The organism is Lentzea aerocolonigenes, from assembly GCF_000974445.1.
In the GTDB taxonomy this organism is placed as follows: Bacteria; Actinomycetota; Actinomycetes; order Mycobacteriales; family Pseudonocardiaceae; genus Lentzea; species Lentzea aerocolonigenes.
Genome location: NZ_BBOJ01000015.1, coordinates 92,100 through 111,109 on the forward strand (window position 1 = coordinate 92,100; position 19,010 = coordinate 111,109).

Genomic DNA, 19,010 nt, shown 5'->3' on the forward strand with positions numbered 1-19,010 from the left:
TCCTCGTTCGACGTCCGAGTAGGAGCGAACGAGGAGGTCCGGTGCGGTTCATGGTGTTCGTCAGGAGCCCGCTGCCGTTGGCGGCGCTGCACAAGGACGCGTTGGTGCGCGCGGGTGTCCTGCTCGACGTGGGCGACCTGGTGCCGGCCGCGTTCGGGGTGTCCGGGTACTGGCTGATCGACGTCCGCACGAAGGAGGAAGCCGTCGAACGCGTCCGGCGCATCCCCCTTCCGGCGTGCGTCGTGGAAATACGGCAGGTGGCTGTGGTCTGATGCCTCCATGGGGGCTACCACCTCGGTGCACCGCACCATCGACGCGGTCTGGCGGATGGAGTCGGCGAAGGTCATCGCGGCACTCGCCCGGTACACGCGCGACGTCGGCCTCGCCGAAGAGATGGCTCAGGACGCACTGGTCGCGGCGCTGGAGCAGTGGCCGGAGGAAGGCGTGCCGCGCAACCCCGGCGCGTGGCTCACGACCACGGCCAAGCGGCGGGCGATCGACCAGATCCGGCGGCGCGAGAACTTCAACCGCAAGGTCGAGGAGATCGGGCGGGACGTCCAGGAGGCCACGCCGGATGCCAGCGAGGGCATCGAGGACGAGATCGGCGACGACCTGCTGAGCCTCATCTTCACCGCGTGCCACCCGGTTCTGGGCACCGAGGCGCGCGTCGCGCTCACGCTGAAGATGCTGGGCGGCCTCAAGACCGAGGAGATCGCCCGCGCGTTCCTCGTCAGCGACTCGACGGTCGCCCAGCGCATCGTGCGCGCCAAGAAGGCGCTGGCCGACGCCGGGGTGCCGTTCGAGGTGCCCGAAGGTCCCGAGCTCGCGCCCCGGCTGGCGTCGGTGCTCGAGGTGATCTACCTGATCTTCAACGAGGGTTACTCCGCGACCCAGGGCGACGACTGGATGCGTCCCGAGCTGTGCGCGGAGGCCCTGCGGCTCGGGCGCGTGCTCGCCGAGCTCGCGCCGAAGGAGGCCGAGGTCCACAGCCTGGTCGCGCTGATGGAGATCCAGGCGTCCCGCTCCAAGGCACGGACCGGCCCCGGCGGCGAGCCCGTGCTGCTGCTGGAACAGGACCGAGGCAAGTGGGACTGGCTGCTGATCGGCCGCGGGCTCAAGGCCCTCGAACGTGCCGAGGCGCTCAACCAGCCGCCCGGCCCCTACTACGTACAGGCCGCCCTCGCCGCGTGTCACGGCCGCGCGCGCAAGGCCGAGGACACCGACTGGCAACGCATCGCCACGCTCTACCAGGTGCTCGCTCAGATCTCGCCGTCCCCGATCGTCGAGCTCAACCGCGCGGTGGCCCTGTCCATGGCCTTCGGGCCCGCCGCCGGTCTGGCGCTGGTCGACGAGATCGCGGGCGAGAAGGCGTTGCAGGGCTACCACCTGCTGCCGAGCGTCCGGGGCGACCTCCTGATGAAGCTCGGCCGCACGAAGGAAGCGAAGGCCGAGTTCGAGAAGGCCGCCTCCCTCACCCGCAACGAACGCGAGAGGACCCTGCTGCTCGAACGCGCCGCGGCCTGCGACTGATCATCGTCGGGTGGAGATCCGTTCGACGGCGACCCGCCCCAGGAACAGCAGGTTGCCCAGCACGTACCGGCGGAACAGCCGCTTCGGCTCCAGCAGCAGCCGGTACACCCACTCGACCCCCGCCTTCCGCATCCACGCGGGGGCGCGGGAGACCTTGCCCGCGGCGAAGTCCAGGAACGCGCCGACCGCGACTCCCAGGTAGGCGCCGGTGGCACCGAGGTGCTGGTCCAGCCACAACTCCTGCTTCGGGTTGCCCATCGCCACGATGAGCACTTTTGTGCTGCTTTCCTTGATCTGGCCCACGATCCCGGCCTCGTCGGCGCGGCCGAAGAACCCGTGCCGGCAGCCCGCGACCCGGAGCCGGGGGATCTGGGTGGTGAGGTTTTCCGCAGCCGCCTCCGCGATCCCCGGTTCTCCGCCGAGGAAGAACACCGGTGCGTCACGCTCCGCTGCCAGCTCCAGGATCTTCGGGGTGAGGTCGGTGCCGTTGAGGTTGTCCGGAAAGCGTTTCCCCTGCACCTTCGCGGCGATCGCCAGCCCGGACCCGTCGTTCAGCACGAGCGCCGCGCTGTCCAGCACTCTCCGGTAGGCGGGGTTGGCACTGGCCACGTTGAGCGAGTGGGCGTTCGCATAGGCCAGCAACGACGGGCCCGGCGAGTCGATGAGCTCGCGGACCACGGCGAGCACTTGGTTCTTGGGCAGGCAAGCCACCTGAATGCCGAGCACAGTCACTGTCGGGACGTGCGAGCGCATGCATCTATTTTGCCCTCAAACGAAGGACGGTGGCATCGGCTGATGTGGTGACTGTGGCCGGCAGCGGGCCGGCCACCGCGGAAGCGACTAGGTGAGGGCGAGCTTCGCGCCGAGCGCGGCGAACGACGCGGCGAAGAACCGGCGCAGCCACACCATCACGCGCGGCCGGGCCAGCACCCGGTCCCGCATCGACGCCGCGAACACGCCGTAGACCGCGAAGACCACGAACGTCAGCGCCATGAACACCGCGCTCAACATGACCATCTGGCTCAGGCCGGTCGCGAACTGCGGCAGGAACGCCACGAAGAAGATCGTCAGCTTCGGGTTGAGCAGGTTGATCAGCACCGCCGACACCACGGTCTTCCTCGCGGACGTCGGTGCCGGGGAGGTGTCCACGACGAGCTCGCTCTTGTCCCGCAACGTGGTCCACGCCAGGTACACCAGGTACGCGACGCCGAGGTACTTCACGATCTCGAACGCCAGCGCGCTGGCGTGCAGCAACGCCGCGAGGCCGGTGACGGTGGCCAGCACGTGCGGCACGATGCCCAGGGTGCAGCCGAACGCGGCGATCACGCTCGCCCTGCGTCCGCGGGACAGGCCGGCGGACAACGTGTACAGCACACCGGTGCCGGGGGTGGCGACCGCGATCAGGGTCGTGATCAGGAAGGCGAGGCTCATACCGCCCACCATTCCGCCCAAGCGGTCCAGCTGACAGGGCCAAAACCCGCTCGCGAAGTTGGACCACTTCCGGTGTCGAGAATCCGCGGCCGGTACCGTCCCAGGGGTATGGCCATCAAGAGCATGCACCACGTCGGCATCACCGTCACCGACCTCGCCTCCACCGTCGCGTTCTTCACCGAGCTCGGCCTGGAGCTGGAAGGCGAGGCGCACATGGAGGGCGCCTTCGTCGACGGCGTGATCGGGCTCGACGGCTCCCGCAGCCGGATCGCCATGATGCGCACGCCGGACGACCGGTACCGGGTCGAGTTCAGCGAGTTCGAGACCCCGCGCAGCATCGACGGCAGCTCGCACGCCCCGATCAACGCCCTGGGCCTGCGGCACATCGCGTTCGTGGTGGACGACCTCGACGACACCCTCGCGCGGTTGCGACCGCACGGCGCCGAGGTGGTGAGGAACGTCGAGACCTACCAGGACGTCCTGAAGACCTGCTACGTCCGCGGACCCGAGGGCATCCTCATCGAGCTGGGCGAGTACTTCAGCTGAGAGCCCGCGCATAAGCCGTGGGAGAGACACCGACGGTCTGGGTGAAGTCGCGCACGAGGTGGGCCTGGTCGCTGTAACCGAGGTCGGCGGCCAACCGCGCCCACTCCACCTCGGACTCGGCGCGTTCCAACGCCTCGTGGATGCGGTACCGCAGGATGGCCCACTTCGGGCTCACACCCACGTAGTCCGCGAACAGCCGTTGCAACGTCCGCACCGCAACGCCCTCCGCGCGCGCGAAGTCCGCGACCTTCTGGATTTCGCGGTCGTCGCGGATCCGTTGGACGAGCTCCATCGCCAGTGTCGCCTGCGGGTCGGGCACAGGTCCCATCCCGAGCAGGAACGCGTCGAGCGCGGCCACCCGCTCGTCCTCGTCGTCCACGTCCAGGACGTCCGACGCGGGCACGTCGAGCCGCACGTGCCTCCCGGTCCAGTGCGACACCGGCTCGGCGCGGAACGGCCGGAACCCGCCGGGCCGGAACTGCACGCCCGCGACCCGGATCCGCCCGTCCAGCACGCGGGTGAACAACCCGAGCCCCACACCGGAGATCTCCGGCTGTGCGTGCCCGTTCTCGAAGACGATGTTCACGGACGGATGCGGCACGACGTGTGTGGTGTACGGCGCGTCCAACTGGCCGTCGATCAGCCAGTAGTGCTCCAGGTACGGCTGCAACTGAGCACACGGCAGACGGCGGCGGAACCGCACGCGGGCGAACAACTCGCGCGCGTCCACGATTCCGCGGGTGTCACGACGCGGCCCCTGCACAGCGCAGATCCTAGGTTGGCGCGTTTTTTCAAGAACGCGGAACCACACACAAATAGCGTCAACGGCATGAAGCTCAGCGTTCTGCTCGACCGCGCCCGCGACCACGCGTTGCCCGTCATCGCGAACATCGGTGACGACGACCTGACCAAGCCCACCCCGTGCGCCGACTACGACGTCCGCGCCCTGCTCGACCACCTGCTGCACGTCGTCGTCGAGTTCCAGAAGCTCGCCGTCAAGCAGGACGCCGACTTCAGCCACACGCCGAACTACCCGGACTGGCGCGCGCAGTACCCCGAGGAGACGGCGAAGCTCGTCGAGGCGTGGGGACAGCCCGGTGCGGACGAGGGCATCGCCGGCAGCATGAACATGCCCGCGCAGACCGTCGGCGGCATGGCGCTGCTCGACCTCACCATCCACGCCAGCGATCTCGCCCAGGCGACCGGCCAGGACTTCGAGCCCGACCCCGAGGTGTTCGCCGAGGTCGAGAAGCTCGTCGAGCAGATGCGACCGATGGCCGTCGAGTGGAACGTGTTCAAGGCCGCCGTCGCTGCACCGGCGGACGCCTCGCCGATGCAGCGGCTGCTGGCGCGGACCGGCCGGGACCCGCGCTGGAGTGCTTGACTGGACCGCATGCTGACCATCGGGATGCTCGGCGGGATGAGCTGGGAGAGCAGTGCGGAGTACTACCGGCTCGCGAACGTGCTGGTGCGCGAACGCCTGGGCGGCCTGCACTCCGCGAAGATCGTGCTGCACTCCGTGGACTTCGCCGGGATCGAACGCATGCAGGTCGAGGGCAGGTGGGACGACGCGGGCAAGGCGCTCGCCGAGGGTGCCGCGCAGGTGCAGGCAGGCGGCGCGGACTTCCTGCTGATCTGCACGAACACCATGCACAAGGTGTTCGACCAGGTCCAGGCGGCCGTCGACATCCCGGTGATCCACCTCGGCGACACCACCGCCGCCGCGATCAGGAAGGCGGGCCTGACCACGGTCGGCTTGCTCGGCACCGGCTTCACGATGGACCAGGCGTTCTACCGCGAACGCCTGGAGTCGCACGGCCTGAAGGTCCTGCTGCCCTCGCCGCAGGACCGCGCGACCGTGCACCGGATCATCTACGACGAGCTGTGCCTCGGCATCGTCCGCGAACCCTCCCGCCGCGCCTACCAGGACGTGATCGCACGGTTCGAGGGCGCGCAGGGCGTCATCCTCGGCTGCACCGAGATCGAGTTGCTCATCACCCAGTCCGACGTGTCGCTTCCGGTGTTCCCGACGACCCGTCTGCACGTCGAGGCGGCCGTCGACAGGGCAATTCTGTGAACATGTTGATGTGATCACCAGGCAGCGTGAACACCCTGGGAACTGTCTTAGTCACTGAGGGCTAACACACTCCAAGGTGAACCAGGGGACTTCACGTTGAAACGTTCACACATCGCCGCAGGTCTGACGGCTGCCGTGGTCGCTGCCACGGCAGCCGTTCCTGTTTCGGCGGCACCGCAGCAAGAGGTACGTGCCGACGGGCTGACCACCAAGGTCACGCTCATCACCGGTGACGAGGTCACCGTCGTGAGCGGCAAGGTCCGCGCTCGCGGCGCTCAGGGCAGGGAGAGCGTCGGGTTCCGCACGTTCAAGGACACGCGGGGCGACCTGCACGTCATTCCGCTCGACGCCCAGGCCAGACTCGACTCGGGTGAGCTCGACGAGCGCCTGTTCGACGTCTCGCTGCTGGCCAGATCCGGCTACGACGACGCGTCCAGCAAGACCATTCCGCTGATCGTGCAGGGGCATCCGATCAGCGCGGCGAACGCACGGTCGTTGCCGAGCATCGGCGCTCAGGCGGTCACGGCCGACAAGAACGGCGGGTTCTGGTCCGGTGCTCGGGCGGCGGGCACCGGCATGATCTGGCTCGACGGCAAGGTCAGCGCGTCCCTGGACCGCAGCGCCGCGCAGGTCGGCGCGCCTCAGGCGTGGGAGAAGGGCTTCACCGGCAAGGACGTCACCGTCGCGATCCTCGACACCGGCGTCGACGAGACGCACCCGGACCTCGCGGGCGCGGTCGTGGAGTCGAAGAACTTCAGCGACAGCGACACCACCGACGACCGCTTCGGTCACGGCACGCACGTCGCCTCCACGGTCACCGGTGACGGCAAGTACAAGGGCATCGCGCCCGACGCGAAGCTCGTCAACGGCAAGGTGCTCGGCGACTACGGCGGCGGCCGGGAGAGCGGCATCATCGCCGGCATGGAGTGGGCCGCGACCAAGGCCAAGATCATCAACATGAGCCTGGGCAGCTCGTGGCCCGACGAGGGCACCGATCCGATGTCGCTGGCGCTCAACCGGATCACCGAGCAGACCGGCGCGTTGTTCGTGGTCGCCGCCGGCAACTCCGGTGGCCCGATCGGTTCGCCCGCCGCCGCCGACGCGGCCCTCACCGTCGGCGCCGTCGACCGCGACGACAAGCTCGCCGACTTCTCCTCGCGCGGCCCGCGCTGGGTGAACAACGCGATGAAGCCCGACATCACCGCGCCGGGCGTCGGCATCGTGGCCGCGAAGGCGAAGAACGGCCAGATCGGCACGCCCGTCGACGAAGGACACGTGTCGCTGAACGGCACGTCGATGGCCACGCCGCACGTGGCGGGCGCGGCGGCGATCATCGCTTCCAAGAACCCCACGTGGAAGGCGGAGGACATCAAGGCCGCGCTGATGAACAGCGCCAAGCCCAACCCGTCGCTGACCGTCTACGAGCAGGGCGCCGGACGCCTCGACGTGGGCCGCGCCGCGTCCACGGCGATCTCCACCGACCACGGCGGCCTCACGCTGGGCACCGCGCAGTGGCCGCACGGCGACGACCAGCCGATCACGCGGAAGCTCACCTACCGCAACACCGGCTCGTCGGACGTGACGCTGGACCTCGCCGTCACGGACGTGAAACCCGCCGCGAACGGCCTGTTCAGCGTGTCCCCGGCCAAGCTGACGGTCCCCGCCGGCGGCACCGCCGACGCCACGGTCACCGCGGACACCCGCGCGAACGTGCCGGACGCGATCTACGGCGCGGCCGTCGTCGCCTCCGACGGCACCCGCACGGCGCTCGCCCTGGAGAAGGAGGCCGAGAGCTACGACGTGAAGGTCTCGTTCATCGACGGCGACGGCAAACCGACGAACGACTACACCTACCGGTTCGTCGACGTGAACGAGCCCAGGGGCTACTTCCGGACGGTGCCGGGCTCCACGCTCGTGCAGCGCTTCCGCAAGGGCACGTACTTCCTGGACGGGTCGATCTACACCCCGAACGCCGACCCGCAGAAGCGCGGCACCACGACCGTCCTCACCGAGCCCGCGATCGAGGTCACCAAGGACACCGAGATCGTGTTCGACGCACGGCAGGGCATCCAGCCGTCGATCAAGGTCGACCAGGAAGCCACGGCCGCGAGCTCGGAGCTCGACTTCGACATGAAGGCCAACTGGGGCGACACGGGCGGCACCTGGTACCTGAACGACTTCGAGACGACCCGCGTCCGCCCGTCCAGGACGACGTGGCCGAAGTTCACGTTCCGCGCCGGGAGCGTCATGGCCAAGCCGGACGGCAACGGCGGCTTCGCGGGCAGCCCGTACCAGTACCACGTGCGGATCAGCGAGAACGGCCGTGTGCCGGAGAACCTCCAACGAGCCGTGAAGGACCGTGAGCTCGCGAAGGTCGACTCCGTCACGCACGCCCGTGTGCCAGGTTCGATCGGTCGGCGCGACGACGGCGCTTCTGGCCCGTTGCCGTTGCGGCTCAAGGAGTTCTACACGCCCGACACGCCGTGGGACGGCTCGTTGTCGGAGTTCGTGAAGCTCGGCGAGTACCCGGGCCTCGGCAGCCAGTACAGCGGGTTCGGCCGCGTGTTCAAGCTCGGCCGCACCGTCACCGAGCACTGGAACAGCGCCGTGTTCGGCCCCGGCCTGCCCAACGAGCCGCGTTACGTGCGGTTCGCCGGGCGCGTGGGCAACGTGCTGCGGGTGAGCGTGCCGATGCACAGCGCGGAGGGCATGCTCGGCAGCAGTCCCGAGACGTCCGGCCGCACGACCATCACGCTCGACGGCAAGGTGGTCGCCGACCAGCCGTACTCCGGTTCCGCCTACCTGCCGGACGCGCCCGCGGAGAAGAAGCGCTACCAGGTGCACACGGAATCCGCCCGCGACTCGCAGTCGTCGCGGATCACCGCGGACTGGTCGTTCACGTCCGAGCACGTCGCGGGCGAGGAGTACAAGTCGATCCCGCTGCTCGCGGTCCGGTTCTCGCCCAAGCTCGACGAGTACAACCGCGCCGGCAAGGCGGTCACCGTGCCGATCACGGTGGAGCGCAACGGAACGGGCAAGGTCACGAACATCAAGGACCCCGCGGTGCAGGTGTCCTTCGACGAGGGCAAGACGTGGAAGCCGGTGCCGCTGCACAAGACGCGGACCGGATGGCAGGTCACGCTGCTGCACCCGCACGGCGCCAAGAACGTGTCTTTCAAGGCGCGGGCGGCGGACGCGGGCGGTGAGGTCCAGCAGACCATCATCCGCGCGTACGACCTGAAGTAACTGCGTGTAACAGTACGCGGGGAGCTTTCGTACTCTGTGACAGTACGAAAGGGCCCCGCGTACTGTTCGCTCACCGCTACTTCTGGTACGGCGCCAGGGTGTCCGGGTCCACGTCGGGTGCGCTCATGATCGGGTGCACCTCGATCGGCTGGTTGAGGATCTTCCCGCCCGGCCCGGGACAGGCCGAGCACTTCCTGGCGACCTCGAGCAGCCGTTCGTGACTCTCGACGTCGACCACCCAGTACCCGGCGATGACCTCCTTGGACTCCGCGAACGGCCCGTCGACCACGATCGGCGGGCCGTCGCCGTCACCGCCGCGCACCACGAACGCCCGCGCGGGCCCGCTCAGACCCTCGGACTGCAGCAGCTCACCGGACGCGCGCAGCTCGGCGTCCAGATCGCGCATGTAGGCGATCATGCGGTGCAGGTCCTCGTCCGACCACGCGGCGAGGCCCTCCCAGTCCTCCTGGTTGCCGCCGTAGCTCACCAGCATGTACTTCACTTCCACTCCCCACCGGTTGCGCGAGCCTTGATCTCCTGCACGGCCCAGCTGTTGCCGTCCGGGTCGTCGAAGAAGATGAACGACCCACCGTCCTGTTCGTTCATGCGCACGATCTCGCCGACCTCGACGCCGCGCTCGATCAGCTGCGCGCGGGCCTTCTCCAGGTCCGAGACGACCAGTTGGACCCCCTTCAACGAGCCCGGCTCGCCCTTCACGATCCCCTTGCCCAGCACGATCGAGCAGCCGGAGCCGGGTGGCGTGAGCTGCAGGACGCGGGTGTCGGCGTTGAACGTCGTGTCGTGGTCGACCTTGAAGCCGAGCTGCTCCTCGTAGAAGCGCTTCGCCCGGTCCAGGTCCGACACCGGTACGACGATGACTTCCAGGGTCCAGTCCATGTCCGTGGTTCCTCTCTGGCGGCTGCCTTGCACGGACTCGTCGAAGTCCTCAGAAACTTTTCGACACGGGGTCCCTGCCCACATACCCGAGCAGCCGGTCCTGCAACGGAGCGTCTTCGGGCACGTCCACCTCCGGGCCGTAGACCTCGATGCCGGGCCCGAACGCGCCGGGTGTGCGGAAGCGTTCCATGAGCTCCGGCGCCACCGCCGTCGCGGTGGCCCACAGGCGTTCGACGTCCTGCGCCGGGATGGTCTCGTCCTGGCCGGTCGCGCGGGCGAGGTCCCAGCCGTGCAGCACCAGGTCGTCGCTGACGACCTGGTCGATGTGGCTCTCCAGCGTCATCGGCCCGGCGGGTGTGGTGACCTCGCTCGTGGCCCGGTCGGACTCCAGCGCCTCCTGCACCCGACGGCGTGCCTCGCGGAAGTCCGTGAGCGGGTCATCGGTGCGTGGGATCTGCTGGCCGAGCATCACGCCGTGCATGTCGATGACGTGGTCCACCACCCCACGTGCGGTCCACTTGGCGCACGGCGAGGGGTTGTCCCACTGGTCCGCACGCACGTTCGCGACCTTCAGCTCGAACGCGTCCGCACGCGCGCGATATCTGTCCGCGATCATGGCCTCACTCCTCGACGGCGCCGCCGATCTTGCGCAGGTGCTCGCGGAAGGTGAGTCCACTGGCCAGGTACTCGTCGAACCGGAGCTGGCTGCGCAGGGACTCACCCTGCCGCACGCGGTCCGCCTGCGCTCGTTCGACGTCGCGGATGCTCCTCGCCTTCGCGACGAGCGCGTCGGCCTCCGCGGCCGGCACGAACAGGACACCGTCGTCGTCACCGAAGACGATGTCATCGGCCGTGACGGTCCATTGGCCGACCTCGGCCGTCGAGAGAGCCTCCGGCGCACGGTCGCGCAGGCTCAACGGCCCGGTCGGGTTGGCGCCGAGGCTGAACGCCGGCAGCCCGATCGCGCGGATGTCGTGGGTGTCGCGGTGCAGGCCCCAGATCACGACACCGGCGAGTCCCGCCGCCTTCGCTTCGAGCACGACCAGGTCGCCCACGCAGGCCTCGTCGGTGCGGCCGTCGTTGTCGACGACCAGCACGTCACCGGGACGGCTGCGGTCGATGGCCTCGAGGAAGACGTCGACGCTGCCCGCGTGGCGGGCGGGCAGGACGCGACCGGAGGTCCTGGTGCCGGGGATGACCGGCGTCAGGGTGGCCGTGCGGACCGGGATGTTCGCCCGGATGCAGGCGTCGGCCAGGTGTGCGGTGGTGAGATCCAGTTCGGCGAGATCCATGCGGAGATTCTTACGCCGGCACGCGCTCCTGTGTCTTCAGGACGTTCGCGGAGAACGCCGCGATCACGCAGAACGCCACCGGCAGCAGGAACGCGACGTTGAGCGGCACGAGGTGCGTCAGCCAGCCGATCACCGCAGGTCCCGCGAGCACGCCGACGTAGCCGATGCCGACCACGCGGGACATGTTCGCCGCGGCCGCACCGGTCTCCGCGTGCCCCGCCGCGCTGAACAGCTGCGGCACCGTGCCCGCGAGACCGGCACCGGCGATCGCCCAGCCTGCCAGCGCCAGCCAGATCCACGGCGACAGCGCGGCCGTGGCGATGCCGACGGCTCCGATCGCGGAGCCCCAGCGCAGCACCGCCACCGGCCCGGCCTTCGCGGTGATCCGGTCCGCGAGCAGCCGGCCGGTCGTCATCGTCGTCGCGAACGCGCCGTACGCCAGCGCCGCGACCTGCGGCGAAGCACCGAGGACGTCCTGCAGGTGCAGCACGCTCCAGTCGTTCGCCGAGCCCTCGCTCAGCATGATCATGCCCGCGAGACCCGCCATGACCCAGATGCGGCGCGGCACCTTGCGCCGGCCCGCCGCCTGCACGACGTGCGCCTCTTCCTTCTCGTTGAGCAACGCCTTCGCCGTGACGATGCTGACGACGACACCGAGCGCACCAGCGACACCGAGCGTGGTGGCGGGGGAGAGCTCCCAGCCGAGTGTGCGCGCTCCGGTCAACGCCGCCGCCACACCACCGAGCGACCACGTGGCGTGGAACGCCGACATCACCGGACGCTTGTAGTGCCGCTCCACCACTACGGCGTGCGCGTTCATGCAGACGTCGATCAGGCCGTTGCCGAAGCCGAAGATGAGCAGCGCCGCACCGAGCGTCCACTGGCCGGTCGCCAGACCGGGCAGCACGGCCGACACGCTGCAGAACACGCCGGAGATCGGCAGGACCAGCTTCACGCCCACCCGGTCGGTGATCTTGCCGCCGAACCGCATGCCGAGGAACGCGCCCAGCCCGAGCAACAGCAGCAACCGGCCGAGCTGGGCGTGGTCGATGCCCGTGCGCTGCTCGACGGTCGGGATGTGCACGAGCCACAGCCCGAGCAGGAACCCGTTGAGGGCGAAGTACGTGAAGGTGGCCGCCCGCGCGGCCTTGAGAGCGTTCACTTGCCTCACGCTAACGAACAAATGCTGTGTTCGATAGCTTGAGTTTCGCACATCACTCATGTTCAATCGCGCTGTGTCCCGTTTGAAGCAGATCACCGAGGCGGTCCGCGACGCCGGCTCCCTGGGCGTGGCCGAGCTGGCCTCGCTGACCGGCGCGTCCGAGATGACCATCCGCCGCGACCTGGAGGTTCTCGCCGCTCAAGGCGTCCTGGAACGCTTCCGCGGCGGCGCCCGCAGCCTGCTGCTGCGCGGCTCCGAACCGCCGTTCGCGCTCCGCTCGGACGAGAACACCGACGCCAAGCGCCGCATCGCCGCGGCCGTCGCGGACATGATCACGGACGGCGAGTCGGTCGTGCTGGACAGCGGCACCACGTGCCTCGAGGTCGCCCGCCTGCTGCACGACCGACGCCTCACCGTCATGCCGTTGTCCCTGCACGCCGTGAACGCGATGTCGTCGTCGGCGTCACTCACGCTGCTGGTGCCCGGTGGCCGCCCACGCCCCGGTGAGCTCGCACTGACCGGACCGCTGACGCTCGCCTCGCTGGAGGCGTTGCGCTTCGACACCGCGATCGTCGGCTGCTGCGGTCTGTCGGCCGGGCACGGCCTGACGGCGTTCGACCTGGAGGACGCCTCGGTCAAGCGGGCCGCCATCACCTCGGCCCGGCGGGTGATCGCCGCCGTCGACGCGTCGAAACTGACCCGCACCGCGCTCGCGTTCGTCGCCCCGGTGTCCTCGCTGGACGCGGTGGTCACCGACGCGGCAGGCGACGAGGAACTGGAGGCGGCGGGCGTGACGGTGGTGACGGCATGATCGTGTTGTTCGACATGTTCGGCGTCATCGCGCGCGACCAGTCGCCCGAGGTCATGGCCACGATGAGCACCGACCCGGCGTTCTGGGACGCCTACTGGGCCCACCGCCCCGCCTACGACCGCGGCGACGTGACGGCGGAGGAGTACTGGGCTCGCGTCGGCCACCCACCGCTCGTCGAGAAGGACGTCGCGAGCTGGAGCCGCGTCGACTACCGGATGGTCGCGCTGCTGCACGAGCTGCACGGCGCCGGGCGGCGCATCGCCCTGCTGTCCAACATCCCCGAGGACCACGCCCGCAACTTCGAGCGCACCTACGCGTGGCTGGACCTGTTCGAGGTGCGGGCCTTCTCGTGCCGCATCGGCCACGCCAAGCCGGAGCCGGGCGCGTTCCAGTGGTGCAGGGACGCGTTGGGCGACAGCGACATTCTGTTCGTCGACGACCGGCTGGAGAACGTGCGGGCGGCCGAACGCGCGGGGATGCGCGGGCACCACTTCACGGGGATCGACGGCCTGCGGGCCTGTCTGTAGACCGGCTGTCACCGGGCTGCGGATCGGGTAGCGCGTGATCGCTACCGAATTGCGGCTAGTGCGCCGGGTTTTGGCCCGGTGGTGAAGGCCCGCGCGGGAGGCCGGTCACGGCTGAGCGTGCCCTGAACCGGCCGGTCCTGCTGCTTGATGTACTGGTGCAGCACGCTGATCGGGGCGCCACCGACCGAGCCGGCGAAGTACGACCCGGACCAGTGGCGTTGCGCCCGCCAGTAGTGGCGCACGAGGTCGGGGAACTTCTGCCGCATCCTGCGGGACGAGACGCCCTTGAGGCTGTTGACCAGTTTCGAGATCGCGACCTTGGGCGGGAAGTTCACGAGAGGGTGCACGTGGCCGGCCACGCTGTTGAACTCGACCAGGTCGGTTTCGACGTTGTCGCACACCGCCCGGCATGATCTCTTCCATCCGTGTCAGGTGCCGATCGCTGAACACCTTGTGCCGGTACTTCGTCACGAAGACCAAGTGGGCACGCAGGGCGAAACCACAGCGCCTGCCAGTACGAATGCCCGCGAGATCAGCCATGAAACCAACGGAATACGATGGTGTTGTGCAGCTTCGGTACAACTTCCGCGTCTATCCGACGCCTGGCCAGCGTGAGGCGCTGGCGCGGGCGTTCGGCTGCGCGCGGGTGGTGTTCAACGACGCGCTGCACGCCCGCCGGGCGGCTCACGTGAACGGCGACCCGTACCTCTCGGATGGCGAGCTGTCCAAGCAGGTCATCACCCGAGCCAAGTGCACCCCTGAACGGGCATGGCTGGGCGAGGTGTCCGCGGTGGTGTTGCAGCAGGCCCTCGCAGACCTGAACACCGCCTACCGCAACTTCTTCTCCTCCGTCACCGGCGCACGCAAGGGCCGCAAGGTCGCCCCGCCACGGTTCCGGTCCCGCAAGGACAACCGGCAGGCCATCCGGTTCACTCGCAACGCCCGGTTCACGGTGCTGGGCAACGGCCGGTTGCGGTTGCCGAAGATCGGCGACCTCGACGTGCGCTGGTCCCGTGACCTGCCGTCTGAACCGTCCTCGGTGACCATCGTGAAGGACGCGGCTGGCCGGTACTTCGCCTCGTTCGTCGTCGTGTCGGAGCAGGACGAGACGCTGCCGTCCTCGGAGTCCGAGGTCGGTATCGATCTGGGTTTGACGCATTTCGCCGTCCTGTCGGACGGTACGAAGGTCACGGCACCGAAGTTCCTGCGGCAGGCCGCTCGCAGGCTTGCACGGCTGCAACAGGCCCTGTCCCGCAAGGCCAAGGGCTCGAACCGGCGCAAGAAAGCCGTGGTGAAGGTCGCCCGCGCACACGCGAAGGTGGCCGATAGCCGGCGGGACTGGCAGCACAAGCTGTCCACGGCGATCATCCGCGACAACCAAGCGGTGTACGTCGAGGACCTGTGCGTGGCCGGTCTCGGCCGGACCCGGCTCGCGAAGTCCGTGCATGACGCCGGATGGGCCACCTTCACCGACATGCTGGAGTACAAGGCGGCCCGACACGGGCGGACCTTCGGGCGAATCGACCGGTGGCTGCCGACCTCGCAAACCTGCTCGGCATGTGGCCGGGTCGACGGCCAGAAGCCGTTGAACATCCGATCGTGGACCTGCCTCTGCAGCGCCGCCCATGATCGGGACATCAACGCCGCCATCAACATCCTCGCCGCAGGACGTGCGGAGAGGCTAAACGACCGTGGAGCGCAGGTAAGCCCAGCATCCGTGCCGGCGCAGCGCTGTGAAACGGGAATCCACCCAGACGCCACGCGCAGCGTGGAGGGAATCCCCGCCCTTCAGGGCGAGGAGAACGTCAAAGTGCCGCGGTGACCGACGACAGACGCGACGACTGGGAGCTGTTCGACCGCATCAAGGCGGAGCACGAGCGAGATGTCGCGGAGAAGCTGGCCGCCGCCAAGGCCGAAGCCTCCGAACGCGGCAAGGAACCGTTCGACGTCGAGAAGGTGCTGGCGATGTACACCCCGTACGACCAGTACCGGTACCCGGCGCCCCTGGAGGAGGTGCGGCGCACCATGGAGCGCTCCTACTACCTGACGTCGCGGGAGATGATGACGCTCGCCGAGTTCGTGGACCGCCTGCGCCGCGCGGACATGGGCTGATGGGCCGCAAACTGCTGGCAGCCGCGTTCTACTCGCCCGCGGAGTTCGGCCTTGACGCGCTCGGCATCGCCGGAGGCACGTGGGGTCCCTTCAGCAACGTCGACGCGCACGTGACGCGGCTCGACGACCACACGTGCGCGATGGTGCGGTTCTCGCAGCACGAGTTCTTCGGCCTGAGAGGCGACGACGAGTCCGCGTCCGGCCTCGCGCGCGACCCCGCCCTGCCGTTCGCCTACTTCTTCCGCGACACGGCGGTGAAGGCCGGTTGTGAGGTGGCGTTCCTGGCCACGCGCCTGCACCAGGCCGACTCCGACTGGCTGGAGGGGCAGTACTGGACGGTGCAGGCGCGTGACGCCGATTCCCTGGTCGCCGAAGCGTTCGGGTTGCTGTACCTCGACAACGGCATGGTCCTCGACTGGGACGTTCCACGCCTGAACGAACGCAACATCCTGCCGGGAGGGCCGGGGCTGACGATCTTCGCCGGCGCCGGCTGGTCCCGGTGGTTCTGACTCAGGCCCCGGCGCCTCCGTCGACCGGCACGATCGCCCCGGTCACCATCGAGGCGCGGTCGCTGAGCAGCCACGCGGCGACCTCGGCCACCTCGCGCGGTTCGGCCATTCGACCGAGCGGAGTCATCGCGACGATGCGGTCGATGATGCCGCCGGACGCCGCCTCCCACGCGTCGATCATCTCCGTGGCGGTGCCGCCGGGCGTGATGCCGTTGACCCGGATGCCCTGACCGCCCCACGTCACGGCGGCGGTCTCGGTGATGCTGTTGAGTGCGCGCTTCATCGCGCCATACGCGGGCAGGGCGGGGTTCGCGCGGCGGCTGCCGATGCTCGAGGTGTTGACGATCGCCCCGCCGCCGGTGCGTCGCATGAGTGCGGCCTCGGCGGTCATGGCGGTCCAGTGCGCGCGGAAGTTCACCGCGAACTGCACGTCGAGGTCCTCGTCGCTGGTGGTGTCGAGCGGGCCGGGCGCCTGGAGCGCCGCGCCGTTGTTGAAGGCGCCGTCCAGCCGTCCGTGCAGCTCCTCGACGTGGTCGACCGCCGCGCGGATGCTCGTGCGGTCGGCGAGGTCCAGCGCGACGGTGTCGGCGACGCCTCCACCGTCGCGGATCTCCCCGGCGATCCGGTCGAGGGCGTCGGTGCCGCGGGAGGCGAGCACGACGGCGGCGCCCTCGGTGGCGAAGAGCCTGGCCGCGGCCTCGCCGATGCCGCGGCTCGCGCCGGTGATGAGGACGACCTTGCCGGTGAGCAGGCCGGCGGGTGCGATGTCGTTGGTCATGACGACAACTTCAGCCCGATCACCGTCGCGCATTCAGGTACAGGCTGTACCAGGATCCACGGGCGCACGGCGGGCAGACTCGGAGTATGAGCAAGCACGAGCTCGGGTCGTTCCTGCGCAGCCGCCGCGAACGGCTGCGGCCGGAGGACGTCGGCCTCCCCTCCGGCCCCCGGCGCCGGACACCGGGTCTGCGCCGCGAGGAGGTCGCGGTCCTCGCCCACATCTCCACCGAGTACTACGTCCGGCTCGAACAGGGCAGAGCTCCGTGGCCGTCGAGTGACGTCCTCGCCGGGATCGCGGGCGCGCTGCGGCTCACCGACTCGGAGTCCGACCACCTCCACCTCCTCGCCGGCACGGCACCGACCCGTGCCCGGCTGCACCGCCGCGACGTGCGCCCGAGCATCCTCGCGCTCCTGGAACGACTGCCGCAGACGGCCGGGTTCGTCACGTCCGCGATCTTCGAGGTGCTCGCGTGGAACGACCTCGCGGCCGCGCTGATGGAGGACTTCTCCCTGCTCGCCCCCGAGGACCGCAACCTGGCGCGGCTGGCGTTCCTCGAACCACCGGACAGGCCGCCTTACGGGATCTCCGACGGTGCCGAATTCCGCCACCACGCCGTCATGCAGCTGCGAGTCACCCTCGCCCGCTATCCGGCGGATCCCGCGGTGACCGGGCTGATCGACGAACTCCGCGCCGGAAGTCCCGACTTCGCACGGCTCTGGGAGCGCCACGACGTTCAGCCCTCGCCGACGCTCACGAAGACGTTCCACCACCCTGTCGTCGGGGAGGTCACCGTCGACTGCGACTCGCTCGCGCTCACCGACCGCGACCAGAACCTCGTGCTCTACAGCGCACCGCACGGATCCCCTGGTGCCGAGGCGCTGGCTCTGCTCAACGTCCTCGGCCCAGGAGCCCGCATCTAGACGAGCGACGACCAGTAGAACCAGAACGCCTGCAACACACCCCCTGCGATCACCAGGTACCACAGGATCAGCACGACGCTGTGGTACTGGAACGACGGCCGGATGTTGCGCAACGTCGTGTACCAGAAGATCGGGATCGTCACCGCCCACACCACCATGCAGTACGGGCACAACGCGCCGATCTCGTACAGCGACTGGAAAATCAGCCAGTGCACGAACAACACGCCGAACGTGACACCGACCTGCAACCCGATCCAGACCCACGACGGCAGCGACACGTCCGCGACCAGCAGCACTCCGAGCGTCGTCACGACCGCGAACCCCGCGATGCCGAGCAACGGGTTGGGAAAACCGAACACCTCCGCCTGCGCGGTTTTCATGACCGAGCCGCAGCTCAGCACCGGGTTGATGCTGCACGTCGGCACGTAGAACGGGTTCTTGAGCAGCGCGATCTTCTCGACCGTCAGCACGGACGAGGCGACCAGCCCGACGAACCCGCCGACCGCCAGCACCCACGCGACGATCCGGTTCACGACAACGCCTTGTCGATCGCGGACTTCAGCGCGTCGTAGGAGGGTGCGCCGGTGAACTTGGTGCCGTTGATGAAGAACGTCGGCGTACCCGTGACCCCGGCCTTGCCACCCTCGGACCGCTGGGCGAGCACCCGCTCCTTCAGCGCCGAGTCGCCCAACGCCGTCTCGAACGCCGCGGTGTCGAGCCCGAGCTGCCCGGCGAACGTCACGAACGCCGCCCGCTGGGACGTCTGCTGCCCGCCCCACTCCTGCTGCCGTTCGAACATCAGCTTGAACATCTCGTCCCGCTTGCCCTGCGCCCCCGCCGCCTCGACCGCGACGGCGGCCAGCTCGGCGTTGCGGTGGCTGGGAATGGGGAAGTGCCGCACGTCGAACGTCACGCGCTCGCCGTACTCGGACTTGAGCTTCAGCACGCCGGGGAAGGCAGCCCGGCAGGACGGGCACTCCATGTCGAGGTACTCGACGACGGACACCTTGCCACCACCGGACTGCGGTGCCGCGGTGGTGTTGTTGTTGCGGGAGAACAGGACGAACCCTGCGATCACGACCGCGACGACGGCGACGATGATCAGGGACAGACGAGCGTTTTTGGACATGGCAGAACTCCACGAAGGCTGACGGAACCGGGACCCGAAG

Annotated in this window: 23 protein-coding genes and 1 pseudogene; 12 read left to right on the forward strand and 12 right to left on the reverse strand. The window is 69.1% G+C overall.

The window, feature by feature from the left end; genetic code table 11:
* The first annotated feature begins 41 nt into the window (after positions 1–41).
* Positions 42–272, forward strand: a complete 231-nt coding sequence (locus tag AOM45_RS28155; protein ID WP_030465990.1) for a YciI family protein — start codon at positions 42–44, stop codon at positions 270–272.
* Between the two features lie 7 nt (positions 273–279).
* On the forward strand, positions 280–1,530 hold the full coding sequence (locus tag AOM45_RS28160; RefSeq protein WP_030465991.1) for an RNA polymerase sigma factor: 1,251 nt from the start codon (positions 280–282) through the stop codon (positions 1,528–1,530).
* Here AOM45_RS28160 and AOM45_RS28165 read toward each other — a convergent pair whose 3' ends face one another.
* Positions 1,531–2,283, reverse strand: a complete 753-nt coding sequence (locus AOM45_RS28165; protein WP_035909349.1) for a WecB/TagA/CpsF family glycosyltransferase — start codon at positions 2,281–2,283, stop codon at positions 1,531–1,533.
* An 87-nt stretch (positions 2,284–2,370) separates the two neighbouring features.
* The gene (locus AOM45_RS28170; protein ID WP_030465993.1) at positions 2,371–2,961 is read right to left on the reverse strand and encodes a LysE family translocator; all 591 of its coding nucleotides are present in this window, start codon (positions 2,959–2,961) and stop codon (positions 2,371–2,373) included.
* A gap of 108 nt (positions 2,962–3,069) precedes the next feature.
* On the opposite strand from AOM45_RS28170, the gene AOM45_RS28175 reads away from it, so the two are divergent.
* On the forward strand, positions 3,070–3,507 hold the full coding sequence (locus AOM45_RS28175) for a VOC family protein (RefSeq protein ID WP_030465994.1): 438 nt from the start codon (positions 3,070–3,072) through the stop codon (positions 3,505–3,507).
* Here the strand turns inward: AOM45_RS28175 and AOM45_RS28180 are convergent.
* The gene (locus tag AOM45_RS28180) at positions 3,500–4,270 is read right to left on the reverse strand and encodes a helix-turn-helix domain-containing protein (RefSeq protein WP_030465995.1); all 771 of its coding nucleotides are present in this window, start codon (positions 4,268–4,270) and stop codon (positions 3,500–3,502) included. The genes AOM45_RS28175 and AOM45_RS28180 overlap by 8 nt on opposite strands.
* A gap of 66 nt (positions 4,271–4,336) precedes the next feature.
* Here AOM45_RS28180 and AOM45_RS28185 point away from each other — a divergent pair, with 66 nt between their 5' ends.
* From AOM45_RS28185 to AOM45_RS28195, 3 genes are all read left to right on the forward strand, one after another.
* Positions 4,337–4,891 (forward strand): TIGR03086 family metal-binding protein, encoded by a 555-nt coding sequence (locus AOM45_RS28185; protein WP_030465996.1) that lies wholly within the window; start codon positions 4,337–4,339, stop codon positions 4,889–4,891.
* A gap of 9 nt (positions 4,892–4,900) precedes the next feature.
* A complete protein-coding gene (locus AOM45_RS28190) occupies positions 4,901–5,584 on the forward strand; it encodes an aspartate/glutamate racemase family protein (protein WP_030465997.1) in 684 nt (227 codons plus the stop codon).
* A 96-nt stretch (positions 5,585–5,680) separates the two neighbouring features.
* Positions 5,681–8,830 (forward strand): S8 family peptidase, encoded by a 3,150-nt coding sequence (locus tag AOM45_RS28195; protein WP_156093638.1) that lies wholly within the window; start codon positions 5,681–5,683, stop codon positions 8,828–8,830.
* A gap of 76 nt (positions 8,831–8,906) precedes the next feature.
* Here AOM45_RS28195 and AOM45_RS28200 read toward each other — a convergent pair whose 3' ends face one another.
* Genes AOM45_RS28200 through AOM45_RS28220 form a run of 5 tightly spaced genes read right to left on the reverse strand, consistent with a single transcriptional unit; the run spans position 8,907 to position 12,181 of the window.
* Positions 8,907–9,323 (reverse strand): YciI family protein, encoded by a 417-nt coding sequence (locus AOM45_RS28200; RefSeq protein ID WP_035909414.1) that lies wholly within the window; start codon positions 9,321–9,323, stop codon positions 8,907–8,909.
* Between the two features lie 5 nt (positions 9,324–9,328).
* A complete protein-coding gene (locus AOM45_RS28205) occupies positions 9,329–9,727 on the reverse strand; it encodes a VOC family protein (protein WP_030466000.1) in 399 nt (132 codons plus the stop codon).
* A 49-nt stretch (positions 9,728–9,776) separates the two neighbouring features.
* Positions 9,777–10,343, reverse strand: a complete 567-nt coding sequence (locus AOM45_RS28210) for a TIGR03086 family metal-binding protein (RefSeq protein ID WP_030466001.1) — start codon at positions 10,341–10,343, stop codon at positions 9,777–9,779.
* Positions 10,344–10,347: 4 nt separating this feature from the next.
* Positions 10,348–11,019 (reverse strand): RraA family protein, encoded by a 672-nt coding sequence (locus AOM45_RS28215; RefSeq protein ID WP_030466002.1) that lies wholly within the window; start codon positions 11,017–11,019, stop codon positions 10,348–10,350.
* Positions 11,020–11,029: 10 nt separating this feature from the next.
* A complete protein-coding gene (locus tag AOM45_RS28220; protein ID WP_030466003.1) occupies positions 11,030–12,181 on the reverse strand; it encodes an MFS transporter in 1,152 nt (383 codons plus the stop codon).
* Positions 12,182–12,254: 73 nt separating this feature from the next.
* Between AOM45_RS28220 and AOM45_RS28225 the strand changes: the two genes are divergently transcribed.
* Positions 12,255–12,992 (forward strand): DeoR/GlpR family DNA-binding transcription regulator, encoded by a 738-nt coding sequence (locus AOM45_RS28225; RefSeq protein ID WP_236703857.1) that lies wholly within the window; start codon positions 12,255–12,257, stop codon positions 12,990–12,992.
* Positions 12,989–13,519, forward strand: coding sequence for an HAD family hydrolase (locus AOM45_RS28230; protein ID WP_030466005.1), 531 nt, complete (start codon positions 12,989–12,991; stop codon positions 13,517–13,519). The genes AOM45_RS28225 and AOM45_RS28230 overlap by 4 nt, the downstream gene beginning before the upstream one ends.
* A gap of 128 nt (positions 13,520–13,647) precedes the next feature.
* Here AOM45_RS28230 and tnpA read toward each other — a convergent pair.
* Positions 13,648–14,059: pseudogene (tnpA, locus tag AOM45_RS28235) on the reverse strand (IS200/IS605 family transposase); the annotation flags it as partial.
* Positions 14,060–14,084: 25 nt separating this feature from the next.
* Here tnpA and AOM45_RS28240 point away from each other — a divergent pair.
* The 3 genes from AOM45_RS28240 to AOM45_RS28250 are packed head-to-tail and all read left to right on the forward strand — an operon-like array spanning position 14,085 to position 16,140.
* Positions 14,085–15,341, forward strand: a complete 1,257-nt coding sequence (locus tag AOM45_RS28240; RefSeq protein WP_156093639.1) for an RNA-guided endonuclease InsQ/TnpB family protein — start codon at positions 14,085–14,087, stop codon at positions 15,339–15,341.
* The gene (locus AOM45_RS28245; protein WP_030466007.1) at positions 15,338–15,631 is read left to right on the forward strand and encodes a hypothetical protein; all 294 of its coding nucleotides are present in this window, start codon (positions 15,338–15,340) and stop codon (positions 15,629–15,631) included. The genes AOM45_RS28240 and AOM45_RS28245 overlap by 4 nt, the downstream gene beginning before the upstream one ends.
* Entirely contained in the window at positions 15,631–16,140 is a 510-nt protein-coding gene (locus AOM45_RS28250; protein WP_030466008.1) for a hypothetical protein, read from the forward strand. Before AOM45_RS28245 ends, AOM45_RS28250 begins: the two co-directional genes overlap by 1 nt.
* Position 16,141: 1 nt before the next feature.
* On the opposite strand, the gene AOM45_RS28255 is transcribed toward AOM45_RS28250, so the two are convergent.
* Positions 16,142–16,918 (reverse strand): SDR family NAD(P)-dependent oxidoreductase, encoded by a 777-nt coding sequence (locus AOM45_RS28255; protein WP_030466009.1) that lies wholly within the window; start codon positions 16,916–16,918, stop codon positions 16,142–16,144.
* Between the two features lie 86 nt (positions 16,919–17,004).
* On the opposite strand from AOM45_RS28255, the gene AOM45_RS28260 reads away from it, so the two are divergent.
* Complete coding sequence (locus tag AOM45_RS28260) at positions 17,005–17,841, forward strand: helix-turn-helix transcriptional regulator (RefSeq protein WP_030466010.1); 837 nt, start codon at positions 17,005–17,007, stop codon at positions 17,839–17,841.
* On the opposite strand, the gene AOM45_RS28265 is transcribed toward AOM45_RS28260, so the two are convergent.
* A complete protein-coding gene (locus AOM45_RS28265) occupies positions 17,838–18,374 on the reverse strand; it encodes a vitamin K epoxide reductase family protein (protein WP_035909352.1) in 537 nt (178 codons plus the stop codon). The genes AOM45_RS28260 and AOM45_RS28265 overlap by 4 nt on opposite strands.
* The gene (locus AOM45_RS28270; RefSeq protein WP_030466012.1) at positions 18,371–18,970 is read right to left on the reverse strand and encodes a DsbA family protein; all 600 of its coding nucleotides are present in this window, start codon (positions 18,968–18,970) and stop codon (positions 18,371–18,373) included. The genes AOM45_RS28265 and AOM45_RS28270 overlap by 4 nt, the downstream gene beginning before the upstream one ends.
* Positions 18,971–19,010 lie beyond the last annotated feature (40 nt).

Bases quoted from the DNA above. Each gene is read 5' to 3' on its own strand.
- AOM45_RS28185 (WP_030465996.1), top strand. From the start codon at position 4,337: ATGAAGCTCAGCGTTCTGCTCGACCGCGCCCGCGACCACGCGTTGCCC.
- AOM45_RS28200 (WP_035909414.1), bottom strand. From the start codon at position 9,323: ATGCTGGTGAGCTACGGCGGCAACCAGGAGGACTGGGAGGGCCTCGCC.
- AOM45_RS28175 (WP_030465994.1), top strand. From the start codon at position 3,070: ATGGCCATCAAGAGCATGCACCACGTCGGCATCACCGTCACCGACCTC.
- AOM45_RS28170 (WP_030465993.1), bottom strand. From the start codon at position 2,961: ATGAGCCTCGCCTTCCTGATCACGACCCTGATCGCGGTCGCCACCCCC.
- AOM45_RS28230 (WP_030466005.1), top strand. From the start codon at position 12,989: ATGATCGTGTTGTTCGACATGTTCGGCGTCATCGCGCGCGACCAGTCG.
- AOM45_RS28255 (WP_030466009.1), bottom strand. From the start codon at position 16,918: ATGACCAACGACATCGCACCCGCCGGCCTGCTCACCGGCAAGGTCGTC.
- AOM45_RS28160 (WP_030465991.1), top strand. From the start codon at position 280: ATGGGGGCTACCACCTCGGTGCACCGCACCATCGACGCGGTCTGGCGG.
- AOM45_RS28250 (WP_030466008.1), top strand. From the start codon at position 15,631: ATGGGCCGCAAACTGCTGGCAGCCGCGTTCTACTCGCCCGCGGAGTTC.
- AOM45_RS28270 (WP_030466012.1), bottom strand. From the start codon at position 18,970: ATGTCCAAAAACGCTCGTCTGTCCCTGATCATCGTCGCCGTCGTCGCG.
- AOM45_RS28165 (WP_035909349.1), bottom strand. From the start codon at position 2,283: ATGCGCTCGCACGTCCCGACAGTGACTGTGCTCGGCATTCAGGTGGCT.
- AOM45_RS28210 (WP_030466001.1), bottom strand. From the start codon at position 10,343: ATGATCGCGGACAGATATCGCGCGCGTGCGGACGCGTTCGAGCTGAAG.
- AOM45_RS28205 (WP_030466000.1), bottom strand. From the start codon at position 9,727: ATGGACTGGACCCTGGAAGTCATCGTCGTACCGGTGTCGGACCTGGAC.
- AOM45_RS28190 (WP_030465997.1), top strand. From the start codon at position 4,901: ATGCTGACCATCGGGATGCTCGGCGGGATGAGCTGGGAGAGCAGTGCG.
- AOM45_RS28215 (WP_030466002.1), bottom strand. From the start codon at position 11,019: ATGGATCTCGCCGAACTGGATCTCACCACCGCACACCTGGCCGACGCC.
- AOM45_RS28260 (WP_030466010.1), top strand. From the start codon at position 17,005: ATGAGCAAGCACGAGCTCGGGTCGTTCCTGCGCAGCCGCCGCGAACGG.